Genomic DNA, 14,945 nt, shown 5'->3' on the forward strand with positions numbered 1-14,945 from the left:
TGCCCCGCCCCAGTGCGCAATCGCGCACAAGGGCGGGGCATCCAGTAACTCGTGACGTGCTCGTGAATGCGATGCGTCCCGGCTTGCTGGATGGCCTGCTTTTCGCTGGCCGATGACATCCGGAATTCATGACCGCATTGGCGATCTCCTTAAGGAAAAGACCATGACTGAAATTCGTGTGCCGACGCTCGGCGAATCCGTCACCGAGGCCACCATCGGCCGCTGGTTCAAGAAGGCCGGCGACCCGGTCGCCGTCGACGAGCCCTTGGTGGAGCTCGAGACCGACAAGGTCACCATCGAAGTCCCGGCGCCGTCCGCCGGCACGCTGAGCGAGATCATCGCCGCCGATGGCGCGACCGTTGCGGTCGGCGCGCTGCTCGGCCAGATCACCGACGGTGCCGGCGCTGCCAAGCCCGCTGCCGCGCCCGCCAAGCCGGCTGCTGCTGCTCCGGCTGCCGCCGCTCCCGCGCCGGCTCCGGCTGCGAAGGCGCCGCCGGCCGATGCGCCGCTCGCCCCGTCCGTTCGCAAGCTGTCGGCCGAGACCGGCGTCGATGCCTCGACCGTTCCGGGCTCCGGCAAGGACGGCCGCGTCACCAAGGGCGACATGCTCGCCGCGATCGAGCGTGCGGCTTCAGCGCCGACCCCGGTCAACCAGCCTGCCGCCGCCGTTCAGGTGCGCGCGCCGTCGCCGGCCGATGACGCTGCCCGCGAAGAGCGCGTCAAGATGACCCGCCTGCGCCAGACCATCGCGCGCCGCCTCAAGGACGTGCAGAACACCGCGGCCATGCTGACGACCTTCAACGAGGTCGACATGACCAACGTCATGGCGCTGCGTGCCCACTACAAGGATGCGTTCGAGAAGAAGCATGGCGGCAAGCTCGGCTTCATGGGCTTCTTCACCAAGGCCGTCGTGCAGGCGCTGAAGGACATCCCGGCCGTCAACGCCGAGATCGACGGCACCGACCTGATCTACAAGAACTACTACCACATCGGCGTCGCCGTCGGCACCGACAAGGGTCTCGTCGTGCCCGTCGTGCGCGACTGCGACCACAAGTCGATCGCCGACATCGAGAAGGGCATCGCCGATTTCGGCCGCCGCGCCCGTGACGGCCAGCTCAAGATCGACGAGATGCAGGGCGGCACCTTCACCATCACCAACGGCGGCATCTACGGCTCGCTGATGTCGACCCCGATCCTGAACGCGCCGCAGTCCGGCATCCTCGGCATGCACAAGATCCAGGATCGTCCGATGGTCGTCGGCGGCAAGATCGAGGTCCGCCCGATGATGTATCTGGCGCTATCCTACGATCACCGCGTCATCGACGGCAAGGAAGCCGTCACCTTCCTGGTTCGCGTCAAGGAGAGCCTGGAAGATCCGGCGCGTCTGGTGCTCGATCTCTGATCCCTGATGCTCTGCGAGCGCCGTCGCCTCCCTGCGCGACGGCGCATGTCGAACCATGGAGGCGCGCGTGACGGATAAAGTCGTTGTCATCACCGGCGGCAGCCGCGGCATCGGGCGGGCGACTGCGATTGCGGCGGCCGCGCGCGGCTACCGCGTCGTGGTCGGCTATGCCAGCAACCAGAAGGCCGCCGACGAGGTTGTCGCGCAGATCGAGGCCGGCAACGGCAAGGCGATCGCGGTGAAATGCGATGTCGCCGAGGAAGGCGACATCCTCGATCTGTTCAAGCAAGCCGACAAATTCGGCACGCTTGCCGCGCTCGTCAACAATGGCGGCATCGTCGGCAAGAGCGGCGTGCGCGTCGACGAAATGTCGGCCGAGCGCATCCAGCGCGTGCTGGCCGTCAACGTCACCGGCTCGATCCTCTGCGCGCGTGAAGCGGTGAAGCGGATGTCGACCAAGCATGGCGGCAAGGGCGGCGTCATCGTCAATCTGTCATCGGTCGCCGCCAAGCTCGGCGCGCCCAACACCTATGTCGACTACGCCGCCTCCAAGGGCGCGATCGATTCCTTCACCATCGGCCTCGGCTACGAGGTCGCAAGCGAAGGCATTCGCGTCGCGGGCATCCGCCCCGGCCTGATCGACACCGACATCCATGCTTCCGGCGGCGAGCCCGACCGGCATCATCGCCTCGCCCATATGGTGCCGATGAAGCGCGTCGGCACCGCCGATGAAATCGCCAACGCCATCGTCTGGCTGATGTCGGACGATGCCTCCTACGTCACCTCTGCCATTCTCGATGTGTCCGGCGGACGCTGACGCGCCGCGCGGACGCTGACACATCCTCATCACGCTAAACTTACGGGACTTTCTCTCATGGCTACCTACGATCTCGTCGTCATCGGCACCGGACCTGGCGGTTATGTCTGCGCGGTGCGCGCCAGCCAGCTCGGCATGAAGGTCGCCGTGGTCGAAAAGAACGCCACGCTCGGCGGCACCTGCCTCAACGTCGGCTGCATGCCCTCGAAGGCGCTGCTGCACGCCTCCGAAATGTTCGAGGAAGCCGCGCACTCCTTCGCCAAGATGGGCGTGTCCGTCTCCGCGCCGAAGCTCGAGCTTCCCGCGATGATGAACTTCAAGCAGCAGGGCATCGACGGCAACGTCAAGGGCGTCGAGTTCCTGATGAAGAAGAACAAGGTCGACGTGCTCAAGGGCACCGGCAAGATCCTCGGCACCGGCAAGGTCGAAGTCTCCGCCGACGGCAAGTCGCAGGTGATCGAGACCAGGAACATCGTCATCGCCACCGGCTCGGACATCGCGCGCCTGAAGGGCATCGAGATCGACGAGAAGCGCATCGTCTCGTCGACCGGCGCGCTGTCGCTGGACAAGGTCCCGGGCAAGCTGCTCATCGTCGGCGCCGGCGTGATCGGCCTCGAGCTCGGCTCGGTGTGGAAGCGGCTCGGTGCCGAAGTCGCCGTCGTTGAATTCCTCGATCGCATCCTGCCCGGCATGGACGGCGAGATCGCCAAGCAATTCCAGCGCATCCTCGAGAAGCAGGGTTTTGCGTTCAAGCTCGGCGCCAAGGTCACCGGCGTCGACACCGCGGGCAAGACGCTGAAGGCGACGGTCGAGCCGGCCGCCGGTGGCGCGCCTGAAACCATCGAAGCCGACGTCGTGCTCGTCTGCATCGGCCGCGTGCCCTACACCGATGGTCTCGGCTTGAAGGAAGCCGGCGTTGCGCTCGACAATCGCGGCCGCGTGCAGATCGATCCGCATTTCGCGACCAGCCTGAAGGGCGTCTATGCCATCGGCGACGTCGTCGCAGGCCCGATGCTCGCGCACAAGGCCGAGGATGAAGGCGTTGCAGTCGCTGAGATCCTCGCTGGGCAAGCCGGCCACGTGAATTACGACGTTATCCCAGGCGTCGTGTATACCACGCCGGAAGTGTCCGCCGTCGGCAAGACCGAGGAAGAGCTGAAGCAGGCCGGTGTCGCTTATACCGTCGGTAAGTTTCCCTTTACCGCCAACGGCCGCTCCAAGGTCAACCAGACCACCGACGGCTTTGTGAAGATTCTCGCAGATGCGAAGACCGATCGCGTGCTCGGCGTGCACATTATCGGCCGCGAAGCCGGCGAAATGATCCACGAAGCCTGCGTTCTCATGGAGTTCGGCGGCAGTGCGGAAGATCTCGCCCGCACCTGCCACGCGCATCCGACCCGCTCGGAAGCCATCAAGGAGGCCGCGCTTGCAGTCGGCAAGCGGGCCATCCATATGTAGGTCACGCCCCGAACGAATCGGGCGGGACAACACATGCTGCGCCGCCTACTTCAACCGGTCTGGGTCCTGCTGGCGATCATCTTCCTGATCGAAGCCTGGCTGTGGGACCATCTCGAGCCGATCGTCGCGCGGGTTGTCGCAGCCATCCCGCTCGCACGCTTCAAGCAATGGCTGACGGTGCGCGTCAACGCGCTGTCGCCGGCGACGACGCTGATCATCTTCGCCGTGCCGATCATCCCATTGTTTCCGCTCAAGCTGATCGGCCTGTGGCTGCTCACCCACGAATATTGGCTGACCGGCGTATCCACGTTTCTGTTCGCAAAGCTGCTCGGCGTCGGCGTCACCGCCTTCGTGTTCGACGTCACGCGCGACAAGCTGCTGGAGATGCACTGGTTCGAGCGGATCTACGATCTGGTGCTGAAGGTCCGCGCCAAGGCCACCGAGCTGGTCGACCCGATCAAGCGCCGCATCCGCGAGCTGATCGCCGGCAACGGCGAAGGCTGGTCGTCAAGGACGCTGCGCCTGATCCAGCGTTTCAGGAAGAGCGTGCACGAAGCGCGCTGAGTTTCTAAGAGGCGCTCTCGCTATAATTCTCCGTCATTGCGAGCGCAGCGAAGCAATCCAGAATCCCTCCGTGGAGGCAGTCTGGATTGCTTCGTCGCTTCGCTCCTCGCAATGACGGATTGAGCGCGACAGCGTACCAACTAATGCAAATGCAGCAGATGCGGCCACCACAGGCCGAGGCCGGTCATGACGATACCGGCGAGCGTCAAGATGCCGCCGACATAAGCCAGCGCGATGATGCCGGTGATGATAGTGGCCGAGGCCAGCACGATGCCGATCTGGAACGCGGCCGAGGCCAGCTCGAAATGATGATATTTCGCGGTCGCCTCGTCGCGCTCGTGCTCGGCGTGCTTGGCCTTCTCGGCGAGCTGCTCGGTGCCTTCGCCGGTCTCGGGCTCGGAGCGGTAGCGTTGCGCGGTCTTGGTCCAGTCGTCGACCTGCTTCTGCACGGCCGCCTTCTGCGCCTCGTCGGTGGTGGCGCCGAGCGTGAGCTTGCCCTGCTCGGATGCGGTCAGCACCACGGTGCGGCGGATGGTCTTGGCCTGGAAGAACGCCCAGAGATTGGCGGACTCGACGTTCTTGCTGATCGCCTCGGTCTGGGCGCCCTTGCCGAGCGTTTCCGAGATCGCCAGAAACAGCGCCAGCACCGCGATCAGGAGCGCGATCTTCTTGTTCGAGCCGGACGCGTGTTCGGCGTGCTCGGCATGCTCCATGCTTTCATGTGCGCTCATGATTCCCCTCCTGTTCGGTTCCCAACGATTGACCGAACCGCGGGCGCCGCGCAAGAGGCACGCGCCCTATGACAGCTTCATGTCAGGCAGCAGCGGCCATTCAGCGCTGGTTCAGTCGCGTCACCGCCGCGGATGCGCGCTGGCATAGACTTCCAGCAGGCGCTCGGAATCGATGCCGGTGTAGATCTGCGTGGTCGAGAGCGAGGAATGGCCGAGCAATTCCTGGATCGCGCGTAAGTCGCCGCCGCGCGAGAGCAGATGTGTGGCGAAGGAATGGCGGAGCGCGTGCGGCGTGGCGCTATCGGGCAGGCCGAGCGCGCCGCGCAGCCGCTCCATCGCGAGCTGGATGATGCGCGGGCTGAGCGGACCGCCGCGCGCGCCGACGAAGATCGGGCCTTCCGCCGGCAGTGGATACGGGCACATCGCGACGTATTCCTGCACGAGCTCCAGCACGTTCTGCAGCACCGGCACCATGCGGGTCTTGTTGCCTTTGCCGGTCACGACCAGCACGTCGCCTTCGCCGGGCCGCGGCACCTCGCGCCGCTTCAGGCCAAGCGCTTCGGAGATGCGCAGGCCCGAGCCATAGAGCAGCGCCATCACCGCGGCATCGCGCGCGAGAATCCAGGTCTCGCGTTCCTCGCCGGCGCGCTCGTCAGCATCGGCAAGACGCTTGGCCGATGCCATCGGCAGCGGCTTCGGCAGGCTCTTGGCGACCTTCGGCGCGCGGATCGCGGACAAGGCGCCGACCTTGCCCTTGCCCTCGCGCTCGAGGAAGCGGCCGAATGAGCGCAGTCCCGCCAGCGCGCGCATCAGTGAACGGCCGGCAATATCGTCGGCGCGGCGCATCGCCATGAAGGCGCGCACATCGGTGGCTTCGAGCGAGGCGAACCGCTCCAGCGTCACGCGCTCGCCCCAATGGCTGCACAGGAAATCCAGGCACTGCCTTAAGTCGCGGCCATAGGCCTCCAGCGTCTTCGGCGACAGCCGCCGCTCGGCGCCGAGATGCGACAGCCAGCGCGTCATCTCCAGCGCGATCGAGGGATCGGCGCTGGCGAGCTCGATTTGTGGGGCGGCTGCTTTGCTCATGCGCTCTGGACGTAATGATTCCGCACAGTATATCGCATCACACCCGTTTACTGTTCGCTAAGGCCGCCCCGCGGCGCTAGCCTCAAGGCCCCAAGGTACCGATTCTCCACCCCATGGATCAGTCGTCGCGCAGCAACGCCGCCCCCGCCAACGCGACCCGCATGGTCGACGTGCTGGTGCCGGTCGCGCTCGACCAGACCTATTCCTACAAGGTCCCGCGCGGGATGGAGCTGAAGGCGGGCGATCTCGTCGGCGTGCCGCTCGGGCCGCGCGAGGTGCTGGCTGTGGTCTGGGCGGAGAACGCCAATCCGGATCCGCGCCTGCACAACCGCCTCAAGGAGGTCAGCGAGAAGATCGAGGTTTCTCCGCTGAAGCCCGAGCTGCGCTCGGTCGTCGACTGGGTCGCCAATTACACGCTGAGCCCGCGCGGCATGGTGCTGCGCATGTGCCTGCGGATGGGCGAGAATCTCGGCCCCGAGCGGGTGCGCCCCGGCGTGCGCCTGGTCGGCGATCCCCCCAGGCGGCTGACGCCGGCACGCCAGCGCGTGATCGAGGTGCTGTCGGACCGGCTGCTGCACGGCAAGTCGGAAGCCGCCAAGGAAGCCGGCGTCTCCGCCGGCGTGATCGACGGCCTCGTCGACGAGGGCACGCTGACGGTCGAGCCGATGCCGCCGGCTCCGCCGCCACCCGCACCCGATCCGGATTTCGGCCGGCCGGATTTCTCGCCGCTGCAGCGTACCGCCGCCGATACGCTGTGCGCGCTCGCGGCCAACGGCACCTTCCACGTCGCGCTGCTCGACGGCGTCACCGGCTCGGGCAAGACCGAGGTCTATTTCGAAGCGGTCGCCGAAGCGATCCGCCGCGGAAAACAATCGCTGATCCTGATGCCGGAGATCGCGCTCACCGGCCAGTTCCTCGACCGGTTCGCGCAGCGCTTTGGCGTGCGCCCCATCGAATGGCACTCCGAGCTGACGCCGCGCACCCGCGCGCGCAATTGGGCGGCGATCTCCGAGGGCACCGCGCCGGTCGTGGTCGGCGCGCGCTCGGCGCTGTTTCTCCCCTACGCCAATCTCGGCCTCATCGTGGTCGATGAAGAGCACGACCAGGCCTACAAGCAGGACGAGGGCGTGCATTATCACGCCCGCGACATGGCGGTGGTGCGCGCGCATATCGCAAAGATTCCGATCGTGCTGGCCTCGGCAACGCCGTCGGTCGAATCCGAGGTCAACGCGCGCAAGAACCGCTATCAGCGCATCGCGCTGCCCTCGCGCTTCGGCGGCCAGCACATGCCGCATATCGAGGCCATCGACCTGCGCCGCGAGCCGCCCGCGCGCGGCCGCTATATCTCGCCGCGCCTGGCCGGCGAGATCAGAAAGGCGATCGAAAAGCGCGAGCAGGCGCTGCTATTCCTCAATCGCCGCGGCTATGCGCCGCTGACGCTGTGCCGCGCCTGCGGCCATCGCTTCGCCTGCACCATCTGCGACGCCTGGCTGGTCGATCACCGTTTCCGCCAGCGCCTGGTCTGCCATCATTGCGGCTTCTCGATGCCGCGGCCGCATCTCTGTCCGAACTGTTCGGCGGAGGAATCGCTGGTCGCGGTTGGCCCCGGCGTCGAGCGCCTGCAGGAAGAAGCCGCTGCGCTGTTCCCCGATGCGCGCACCATGGTGCTGTCGAGCGATCTCATAACCTCGATCGAGACGATGCGCAGCGAGCTTGCCGAGATCGCGGAGGGGCGCGTCGACATCATCATCGGCACGCAGCTCGTCGCCAAGGGCCACAATTTCCCGCGGCTCAATCTGGTCGGCGTCGTCGATGCGGATCTGGGCCTGTCCAATGGCGATCCGCGCGCCGCGGAGCGCACATGGCAATTGCTCAACCAGGTGATCGGCCGCGCCGGCCGCGAGCAGGGCCGCGGCGTCGGCTATCTGCAGACGCACCAGCCCGATCATCCCGTGATGAAGGCGCTGATCGCCTGCGACCGCGAGGCTTTTTACGACAGCGAGATCGACCTGCGCGAACGCACGCTCTATCCGCCGTTCGGCCGGCTCGCGAGCCTGATCATTTCAGCCGGTGACCGCCCGAGCGCGGAAGGCCTCGGCCGCCGTCTCGTCGCGCTCGCGCCGCGCGACGAGCGCGTGGTGGTGCTGGGCCCGGCGGAAGCCCCGCTCGCCGTGATCAAGGGCCGCTACCGTTTCCGCATCCTGGTGAAATCGGCACGCGGCTTTGACCTGTCGGACTATTTGCGCAACTGGCTCGCGGTGTGCCCGAAGCCGAAGGGCAATCAGAAGCTCGAAGTGGACGTCGATCCGCAGAGCTTTTTGTAACGCCCCACCGCTCTCTCCCCGTCATTGCGAGCGAAGCGAAGCAATCCAGAAATCTCTCCGCGGAGGCAGTCTGGATTGCTTCGTCGCTGCGCTCCTCGCAATGACGAAGGCACGAAAAAGCCCGCCGTCCCCCAAGACGGCGGGCTTGTTTTCACCCGCGTTGATCCCGCCGCTCACATGTTCGCGGACGAAGGCGAGATTTGCGCTTTAAGGTGAGGCGCTCTAGCGCGCCGTTAGGAGACGACTTCCGCGGTGACGCGGCCGACACCGGCACCGGTGAGGCCGATGGCACGGGCAGCACCCGTGGAGAGGTCGAGCACGCGGCCGCGGATGAACGGGCCACGGTCATTGATGGTGACGATCACGCTCTGGCCGCCATGGGTGACGCGGAGCTTGGTGCCGAACGGCAGCGAACGGTGCGCCGCGGTCATGGCGTTCTGGTTGAAGCGCGCGCCCGACGCGGTGCGGCTGCCGGACTCGTTGCCGTAATAGGAGGCCATGCCCGAGAAGCTGCGGCCCGTGCCCGAGGACGGCGTCATCGCCGCATTGGCGTTCCGCCATTCGGAGGTCGCGTTGGTGTCAGCCTTGGCGTGATGGTGCCGGTGATGCCGGGATTTGGCGGAAGCCTCGGTGGCGGTTCCGCCAACGATGAGAGTTGCGGCGACGAACGCGATCGCCGTGCGCGGCCGGGTCACAGTGCCCAGCGTCTTCAAAGACAGCATTTAGTGGTCCCTAAGCTAGTATTGCCACATGTGTGGCCAGTGGAGCCCCCGTAGGTTTGTGAGCGGTTTGGCGTTTGATTTCGCAATGAGGCATGAATTGGGCAGTAAATACGTTCAGTGTCATAGTGAAATATCTTGTGACTGGCATCGATATTGCAGCCGATGTTCCGTAATCTTTCTCTTTAACAATTCTTTAACCCAAATATTACTTGCGAATACTGTAGATCGAAGTCGTTGTTCCCGATGTTTAGAATTGTGTAAGTATTCGGAGGCCGAGCCGAGCGGCCGCGAGGTCACGGCTCAGCGATCCGTGTTCATGGCCGCTATGCGCTGAGGGCAGGAACGAATGGGCGGGTCGGCGACGTCAGGCTCACGGCAATTCCGTGGCGCGGCAGGTCGTCATCAAGATCGTCGCCGGAGTGTCGTCGACTGCGACGAACTGGCGACAGAACCTCGTGCCTTTAATTTGGCGTCATGTTGCACGTGCGCGCCTGCTATGTTAGCAAAGCCGCGATTTTAACGGATCCGGCACCTCCCGTGTCGGCCGAAAATCGAAGTCCCGCTTGAATTCCAAGGGCTTGGATCGCTAGGCGCCGCTTTGTGGCGACGGTTTTTCCCTTGCGAATTTGACAGCTAAAAGAGCGCGTCTGTGGCTGCAGAAGATACGTCCGTTTCAGGTGTGTCCGGCCGTTATGCAACGGCCTTGTTTGAACTGGCCCGCGACCAGAAAGTGGTCGACGAGGTCAAAGCCGATCTCGACAAGTTCGAGGGTCTGCTGAACGAAAGCGCTGATCTCAAGCGCCTCGTCCGCAGTCCGGTTTTCGCGGCTGACGCCCAGTCCAAGGCCCTCACGGCCGTGCTGGACAAGGCCGGCATTGCCGGGATCTCCGCCAATTTCCTCAAAGTGCTGACCGCCAACCGCCGCCTGTTCGCGGTGGCCGACGTCATCCGCGCCTATCGCGTCCTCGTCGCCAAGTTCAAGGGCGAGACGACGGCCGATGTCACGGTGGCGGAAGCGCTTTCGGACAAGAATCTCGACGCCCTCAAGGTTGCCCTGAAGTCGGTGACCGGCAAGGACGTCGCGCTCAACGTGAAGATCGATCCCTCGATCATCGGTGGCCTCGTCGTGAAGCTTGGCAGCCGCATGATCGATAGTTCGCTTCGCACCAAACTCAATTCGATCAAGCACGCGATGAAAGAGGCAGGCTGATGGACATCCGCGCCGCGGAAATTTCCGCGATCCTCAAGGACCAGATCAAGAATTTCGGCCAGGAAGCTGAAGTCTCCGAAGTCGGACAGGTGCTGTCCGTCGGTGACGGTATCGCCCGCGTTTATGGTCTGGACAATGTCCAGGCCGGTGAAATGGTCGAGTTTGAGAACGGCACCCGCGGCATGGCGCTGAACCTCGAAACCGACAACGTCGGTGTCGTTATTTTCGGTGCCGACCGCGAGATCAAGGAAGGCCAGACCGTCAAGCGTACCCGCGCCATCGTGGACGCACCGGTCGGCAAGGGCCTGCTCGGCCGCGTCGTCGACGGACTCGGCAACCCGATCGACGGCAAGGGTCCGATCCAGGCCGACAAGCGCATGCGCGTCGACGTCAAGGCGCCCGGCATCATTCCGCGCAAGTCGGTGAACGAGCCGATGGCGACCGGCCTCAAGGCGATCGACGCCCTGATCCCGATCGGCCGCGGCCAGCGCGAGCTGATCATCGGCGACCGTCAGACCGGCAAGACCGCGATCGCGCTCGACACCATCCTGAACCAGAAGCCGCTCAATGCGCAGCCCGACGAGAACATCAAGCTGTACTGCGTCTACGTCGCAGTCGGCCAGAAACGTTCGACCGTCGCGCAGTTCGTGAAGGTTCTGGAAGAGCAGGGCGCGCTCGAATACTCGATCGTCGTCGCCGCCACCGCGTCGGATCCGGCGCCGATGCAGTACATCGCGCCGTTCACCGGCTGCACCATGGGCGAGTACTTCCGCGACAACGGCATGCACGCGGTCATCATCTATGACGATCTGTCCAAGCAGGCCGTCGCCTACCGCCAGATGTCGCTGCTGCTGCGCCGCCCGCCGGGCCGCGAAGCCTATCCCGGCGACGTGTTCTATCTGCACTCCCGCCTGCTCGAGCGCGCGGCGAAGCTGAACAAGGACCAGGGCTCGGGCTCGCTGACGGCGCTCCCGGTCATCGAAACCCAGGCCAACGACGTGTCGGCCTACATCCCGACCAACGTCATCTCGATCACCGACGGTCAGATCTTCCTGGAAACCGACCTGTTCTTCCAGGGCATCCGTCCCGCGGTCAACGTCGGTCTGTCGGTGTCGCGCGTCGGTTCGTCGGCGCAGACCAAGGCCACCAAGAAGGTCGCCGGCAAGATCAAGGGCGAGCTCGCGCAGTACCGCGAAATGGCGGCGTTCGCGCAGTTCGGCTCCGACCTCGACGCCTCGACCCAGCGCCTGCTGAACCGCGGTTCGCGGCTGACCGAGCTCCTGAAGCAGCCGCAGTTCTCGCCGCTGAAGATGGAAGAGCAGGTCTGCGTGATCTGGGCCGGCACCAACGGCTATCTCGACCCGCTTCCGGTCAACAAGGTGCGTGCGTTCGAGGACGGCCTGCTGTCGCTGCTGCGCGGCAAGAACGCCGACATCCTCAACGCGATCCGCGACTCCCGCGACCTCGCCGACGACGTGGCTGCCAAGCTGAAGTCGGTGGTCGAAGGCTTCGCCAAGAGCTTCGCTTAAGCAGAGCTTTCATGGCCGGATCTTCCGGCCATGACCGCTTCGCGAGAGGCAAAACAATATCAAGCATGCCCGGCGCCCGGCCGGGCATTGCGATAGGGACAGGCTAGCGGTCCGACACAGCGTCGAACCGCCGGGGTGAACGAAGAATGGCGTCACTTAAAGACATGCGCGTCCGCATCGCCTCCACCAAGGCGACGCAAAAGATCACCAAGGCCATGCAGATGGTCGCGGCCTCCAAGCTGCGCCGCGCGCAGACCGCCGCGGAAGCTGCACGTCCCTATGCCGACAAGATGAGCGCGGTGATCTCCAACATCGCCAGCGCTGCGGCGGGCTCGCCCGGCGCGCCGGCGCTGCTGGCCGGCACCGGTCGCGATCAGGTTCACCTGCTGCTGGTCTGCACCGGCGAGCGCGGCCTGTCCGGCGCCTTCAACTCCTCGATCGTGCGTCTCGCCCGCGAGCGCGCCCAGGCGCTGATGGCGCAGGGCAAGGAAGTGAAGTTCTTCTGCGTCGGCCGCAAGGGTTACGAGCAGCTCCGCCGCCAGTTCGACAAGCAGATCGTCGAGCATCTCGACCTGCGCAGCGTGCGCCAGCTCGGCTTCGTCAACGCCGAGGACATCGCCAAGAAGGTTCTGGCGCGTTTCGACAACGGCGAGTTCGACGTCTGCACGCTGTTCTACTCGCGCTTCCGCTCGGTGATCGCACAGATCCCGACCGCCCAGCAGATCATTCCGCTGGTGGTCGAGGAGGGCGGTGCCGCCAACACCACGTCTTACGAATACGAGCCGGAAGAGGACGAGATTCTCACCCGTCTTCTGCCGCGCAACCTCGCGGTCCAGATCTTCCGCGCGCTGCTCGAGAACAACGCCTCGTTCTACGGCGCTCAGATGAGCGCGATGGACAACGCGACGCGCAACGCCGGTGAGATGATCCGCAAGCAGACGCTGGTCTACAACCGCACGCGTCAGGCGCAGATCACCAAGGAACTGATCGAAATCATCTCGGGCGCCGAGGCTGTCTGACCAAGACGCTTCAGTACCCGTCAAACGCAACATCCCGGTCAGGCTGACCGAGGTTTAGAAGTTCGGATCGAAGGAGACATTCAATGGCAGCCCAGCTCGGTCGCGTCACCCAGGTCATCGGCGCCGTCGTCGACGTGCAGTTCGAAGGCCACCTGCCGGCCATTCTCAATTCGCTCGAGACCAAGAACGGCGGCAACCGCCTGGTGCTCGAAGTCGCCCAGCATCTCGGTGAATCGACCGTCCGCACCATCGCGATGGACACCACCGAAGGTCTGGTCCGCGGCCAGGAAGTGACCGACACCGGTTCGCCGATCCGCGTTCCCGTCGGTGAAGGCACGCTCGGCCGCATCATCAACGTCATCGGCGAGCCGATCGACGAAGCCGGTCCGGTCAAGTCGGAAGGCCTGCGCGCCATCCACCAGGAAGCGCCGACCTACACCGACCAGTCGACCGAAGCTGAGATTCTCGTCACCGGCATCAAGGTCGTCGATCTTCTTGCTCCGTATGCGAAGGGTGGCAAGATCGGCCTGTTCGGCGGCGCCGGCGTCGGCAAGACCGTGCTGATTCAGGAGCTGATCAACAACGTCGCGAAGGCGCACGGCGGTTACTCGGTGTTCGCCGGCGTCGGCGAGCGTACCCGCGAGGGCAACGACCTCTATCACGAGTTCATCGAGTCCAAGGTCAACGCCGATCCGCACAATCCGGATCCGAGCGTGAAGTCGAAGTGCGCGCTGGTGTTCGGCCAGATGAACGAGCCCCCGGGCGCCCGCGCCCGCGTCGCGCTCACCGGTCTGACCATCGCGGAAGACTTCCGCGACAAGGGCCAGGACGTGCTGTTCTTCGTCGACAACATCTTCCGCTTCACCCAGGCCGGCTCGGAAGTGTCGGCGCTCTTGGGTCGTATTCCTTCGGCGGTGGGTTATCAGCCGACGCTCGCGACCGACATGGGCGCGCTGCAGGAGCGCATCACCACCACGCAGAAGGGCTCGATCACCTCGGTGCAGGCCATCTACGTTCCGGCCGACGACTTGACCGACCCGGCGCCCGCGACCTCGTTCGCGCACTTGGACGCGACCACCACGCTGTCGCGCTCGATCGCTGAAAAGGGCATCTACCCGGCGGTGGACCCGCTCGACTCGACCTCGCGCATGCTCTCCCCGCTGGTCGTCGGCGAGGAGCACTACGCGGTCGCCCGTCAGGTCCAGCAGGTGCTGCAGCGCTACAAGGCGCTTCAGGACATCATCGCCATTCTCGGCATGGACGAGCTCTCGGAAGAGGACAAGCTGACCGTGGCCCGCGCCCGCAAGGTCGAGCGCTTCATGTCGCAGCCGTTCCACGTCGCCGAAATCTTCACCGGTTCGCCGGGCAAGTTCGTTGACCTCGCCGACACCATCAAGGGCTTCAAGGGCCTGGTGGAAGGCAAGTATGACCACCTGCCGGAAGCTGCCTTCTACATGGTCGGCACCATCGAAGAGGCGGTCGAGAAGGGCAAGAAGCTGGCGGCGGAAGCCGCCTAAGGGCGAATGGCGAATAGGGAGTAGCGAATAGACGCGCTGCTCCCACTCGGTTCGCCACTCACTATTCGCTATTCGCTACTCGCAGGTACACCATGGCCACCTTCCACTTCGATCTCGTCTCTCCGGAAAAGCTCGCCTTCTCGGGTGAGGTCGATCAGGTCGATATCCCCGGCTTCGAGGGTGATTTCGGTGTGCTGGCCGGACATGCGCCGGTCGTGGCTGCGATCCGCCCGGGCATCCTCACCATCACCACCGGCGGCAAGCACGAGAAGGTCATCGTGCTCGGCGGCCTCGCCGAAGTCTCCGAAAAGGGCCTGACCGTGCTCGCCGACGTCGCGACGTCGCTGGACGAACTCGACCGCGCCCAGTTCGCCGAGACCATCGCGGAGATGGAAGAGGGCCTGAAGGAGCACGAAGGCGGCGAGCTCGATCAGGCCATCGAGCGGCTCGATCACTTCAAGAGCATCCAGCAGCAGCTCAACTCCACGGCTATGCACTAAGCCCCGGCGCAACCGCTCCGGGGCTCAGGCTCCGAAATTTCTGAACAGGTTCAGCGCTCGTCACGG

At 64.9% G+C, this 14,945-nt stretch carries 13 protein-coding genes; 10 read left to right on the forward strand and 3 right to left on the reverse strand.

Annotated features, from left to right (window positions below; genetic code table 11):
- Positions 1-163: 163 nt before the first annotated feature.
- From odhB to RAD16_RS33760, 4 genes are read left to right on the forward strand one after another with little or no spacing between them, the layout of a single operon-like run.
- Positions 164-1,402, forward strand: coding sequence for a 2-oxoglutarate dehydrogenase complex dihydrolipoyllysine-residue succinyltransferase (gene odhB / locus RAD16_RS33745; protein WP_458162166.1), 1,239 nt, complete (start codon positions 164-166; stop codon positions 1,400-1,402).
- 55 nt (positions 1,403-1,457) lie between these two features.
- Positions 1,458-2,219: an SDR family oxidoreductase gene (locus tag RAD16_RS33750; RefSeq protein ID WP_458162167.1), complete on the forward strand. Its 762-nt coding sequence runs from the start codon at positions 1,458-1,460 to the stop codon at positions 2,217-2,219.
- 57 nt (positions 2,220-2,276) lie between these two features.
- On the forward strand, positions 2,277-3,677 hold the full coding sequence (lpdA, locus tag RAD16_RS33755; protein WP_458162168.1) for a dihydrolipoyl dehydrogenase: 1,401 nt from the start codon (positions 2,277-2,279) through the stop codon (positions 3,675-3,677).
- Positions 3,678-3,710: 33 nt separating this feature from the next.
- Complete coding sequence (locus RAD16_RS33760) at positions 3,711-4,241, forward strand: hypothetical protein (RefSeq protein WP_458162169.1); 531 nt, start codon at positions 3,711-3,713, stop codon at positions 4,239-4,241.
- A gap of 140 nt (positions 4,242-4,381) precedes the next feature.
- On the opposite strand, the gene RAD16_RS33765 is transcribed toward RAD16_RS33760, so the two are convergent.
- Entirely contained in the window at positions 4,382-4,972 is a 591-nt protein-coding gene (locus RAD16_RS33765; RefSeq protein ID WP_458162171.1) for a DUF4337 domain-containing protein, read from the reverse strand.
- Positions 4,973-5,092: 120 nt separating this feature from the next.
- The gene (locus RAD16_RS33770) at positions 5,093-6,058 is read right to left on the reverse strand and encodes a tyrosine recombinase XerC (RefSeq protein WP_326899796.1); all 966 of its coding nucleotides are present in this window, start codon (positions 6,056-6,058) and stop codon (positions 5,093-5,095) included.
- A gap of 113 nt (positions 6,059-6,171) precedes the next feature.
- On the opposite strand from RAD16_RS33770, the gene RAD16_RS33775 reads away from it, so the two are divergent.
- A complete protein-coding gene (locus RAD16_RS33775) occupies positions 6,172-8,382 on the forward strand; it encodes a primosomal protein N' (protein ID WP_458162173.1) in 2,211 nt (736 codons plus the stop codon).
- A 233-nt stretch (positions 8,383-8,615) separates the two neighbouring features.
- On the opposite strand, the gene RAD16_RS33780 is transcribed toward RAD16_RS33775, so the two are convergent.
- Positions 8,616-9,104 carry a septal ring lytic transglycosylase RlpA family protein gene (locus RAD16_RS33780; RefSeq protein WP_458162175.1) on the reverse strand — a complete coding sequence of 163 codons (489 nt, stop codon included), beginning with the start codon at positions 9,102-9,104 and terminating at the stop codon, positions 8,616-8,618.
- 649 nt (positions 9,105-9,753) lie between these two features.
- Here RAD16_RS33780 and RAD16_RS33785 point away from each other — a divergent pair.
- The 5 genes from RAD16_RS33785 (at position 9,754) to RAD16_RS33805 (ending at position 14,879) form a co-directional block, all read left to right on the forward strand.
- Entirely contained in the window at positions 9,754-10,314 is a 561-nt protein-coding gene (locus tag RAD16_RS33785; RefSeq protein ID WP_458162177.1) for a F0F1 ATP synthase subunit delta, read from the forward strand.
- Entirely contained in the window at positions 10,314-11,843 is a 1,530-nt protein-coding gene (gene atpA / locus RAD16_RS33790) for a F0F1 ATP synthase subunit alpha (protein ID WP_458162178.1), read from the forward strand. The genes RAD16_RS33785 and atpA overlap by 1 nt, the downstream gene beginning before the upstream one ends.
- 146 nt (positions 11,844-11,989) lie before the next feature.
- A complete protein-coding gene (locus tag RAD16_RS33795) occupies positions 11,990-12,862 on the forward strand; it encodes a F0F1 ATP synthase subunit gamma (RefSeq protein WP_458162179.1) in 873 nt (290 codons plus the stop codon).
- An 83-nt stretch (positions 12,863-12,945) separates the two neighbouring features.
- Positions 12,946-14,379: a F0F1 ATP synthase subunit beta gene (gene atpD / locus RAD16_RS33800; RefSeq protein WP_458162180.1), complete on the forward strand. Its 1,434-nt coding sequence runs from the start codon at positions 12,946-12,948 to the stop codon at positions 14,377-14,379.
- 92 nt (positions 14,380-14,471) lie between these two features.
- A complete protein-coding gene (locus RAD16_RS33805) occupies positions 14,472-14,879 on the forward strand; it encodes a F0F1 ATP synthase subunit epsilon (protein WP_458162181.1) in 408 nt (135 codons plus the stop codon).
- Positions 14,880-14,945: the final 66 nt, after the last annotated feature.

The sequence above is a fragment of the Bradyrhizobium sp. 18BD genome, from assembly GCF_054185225.1.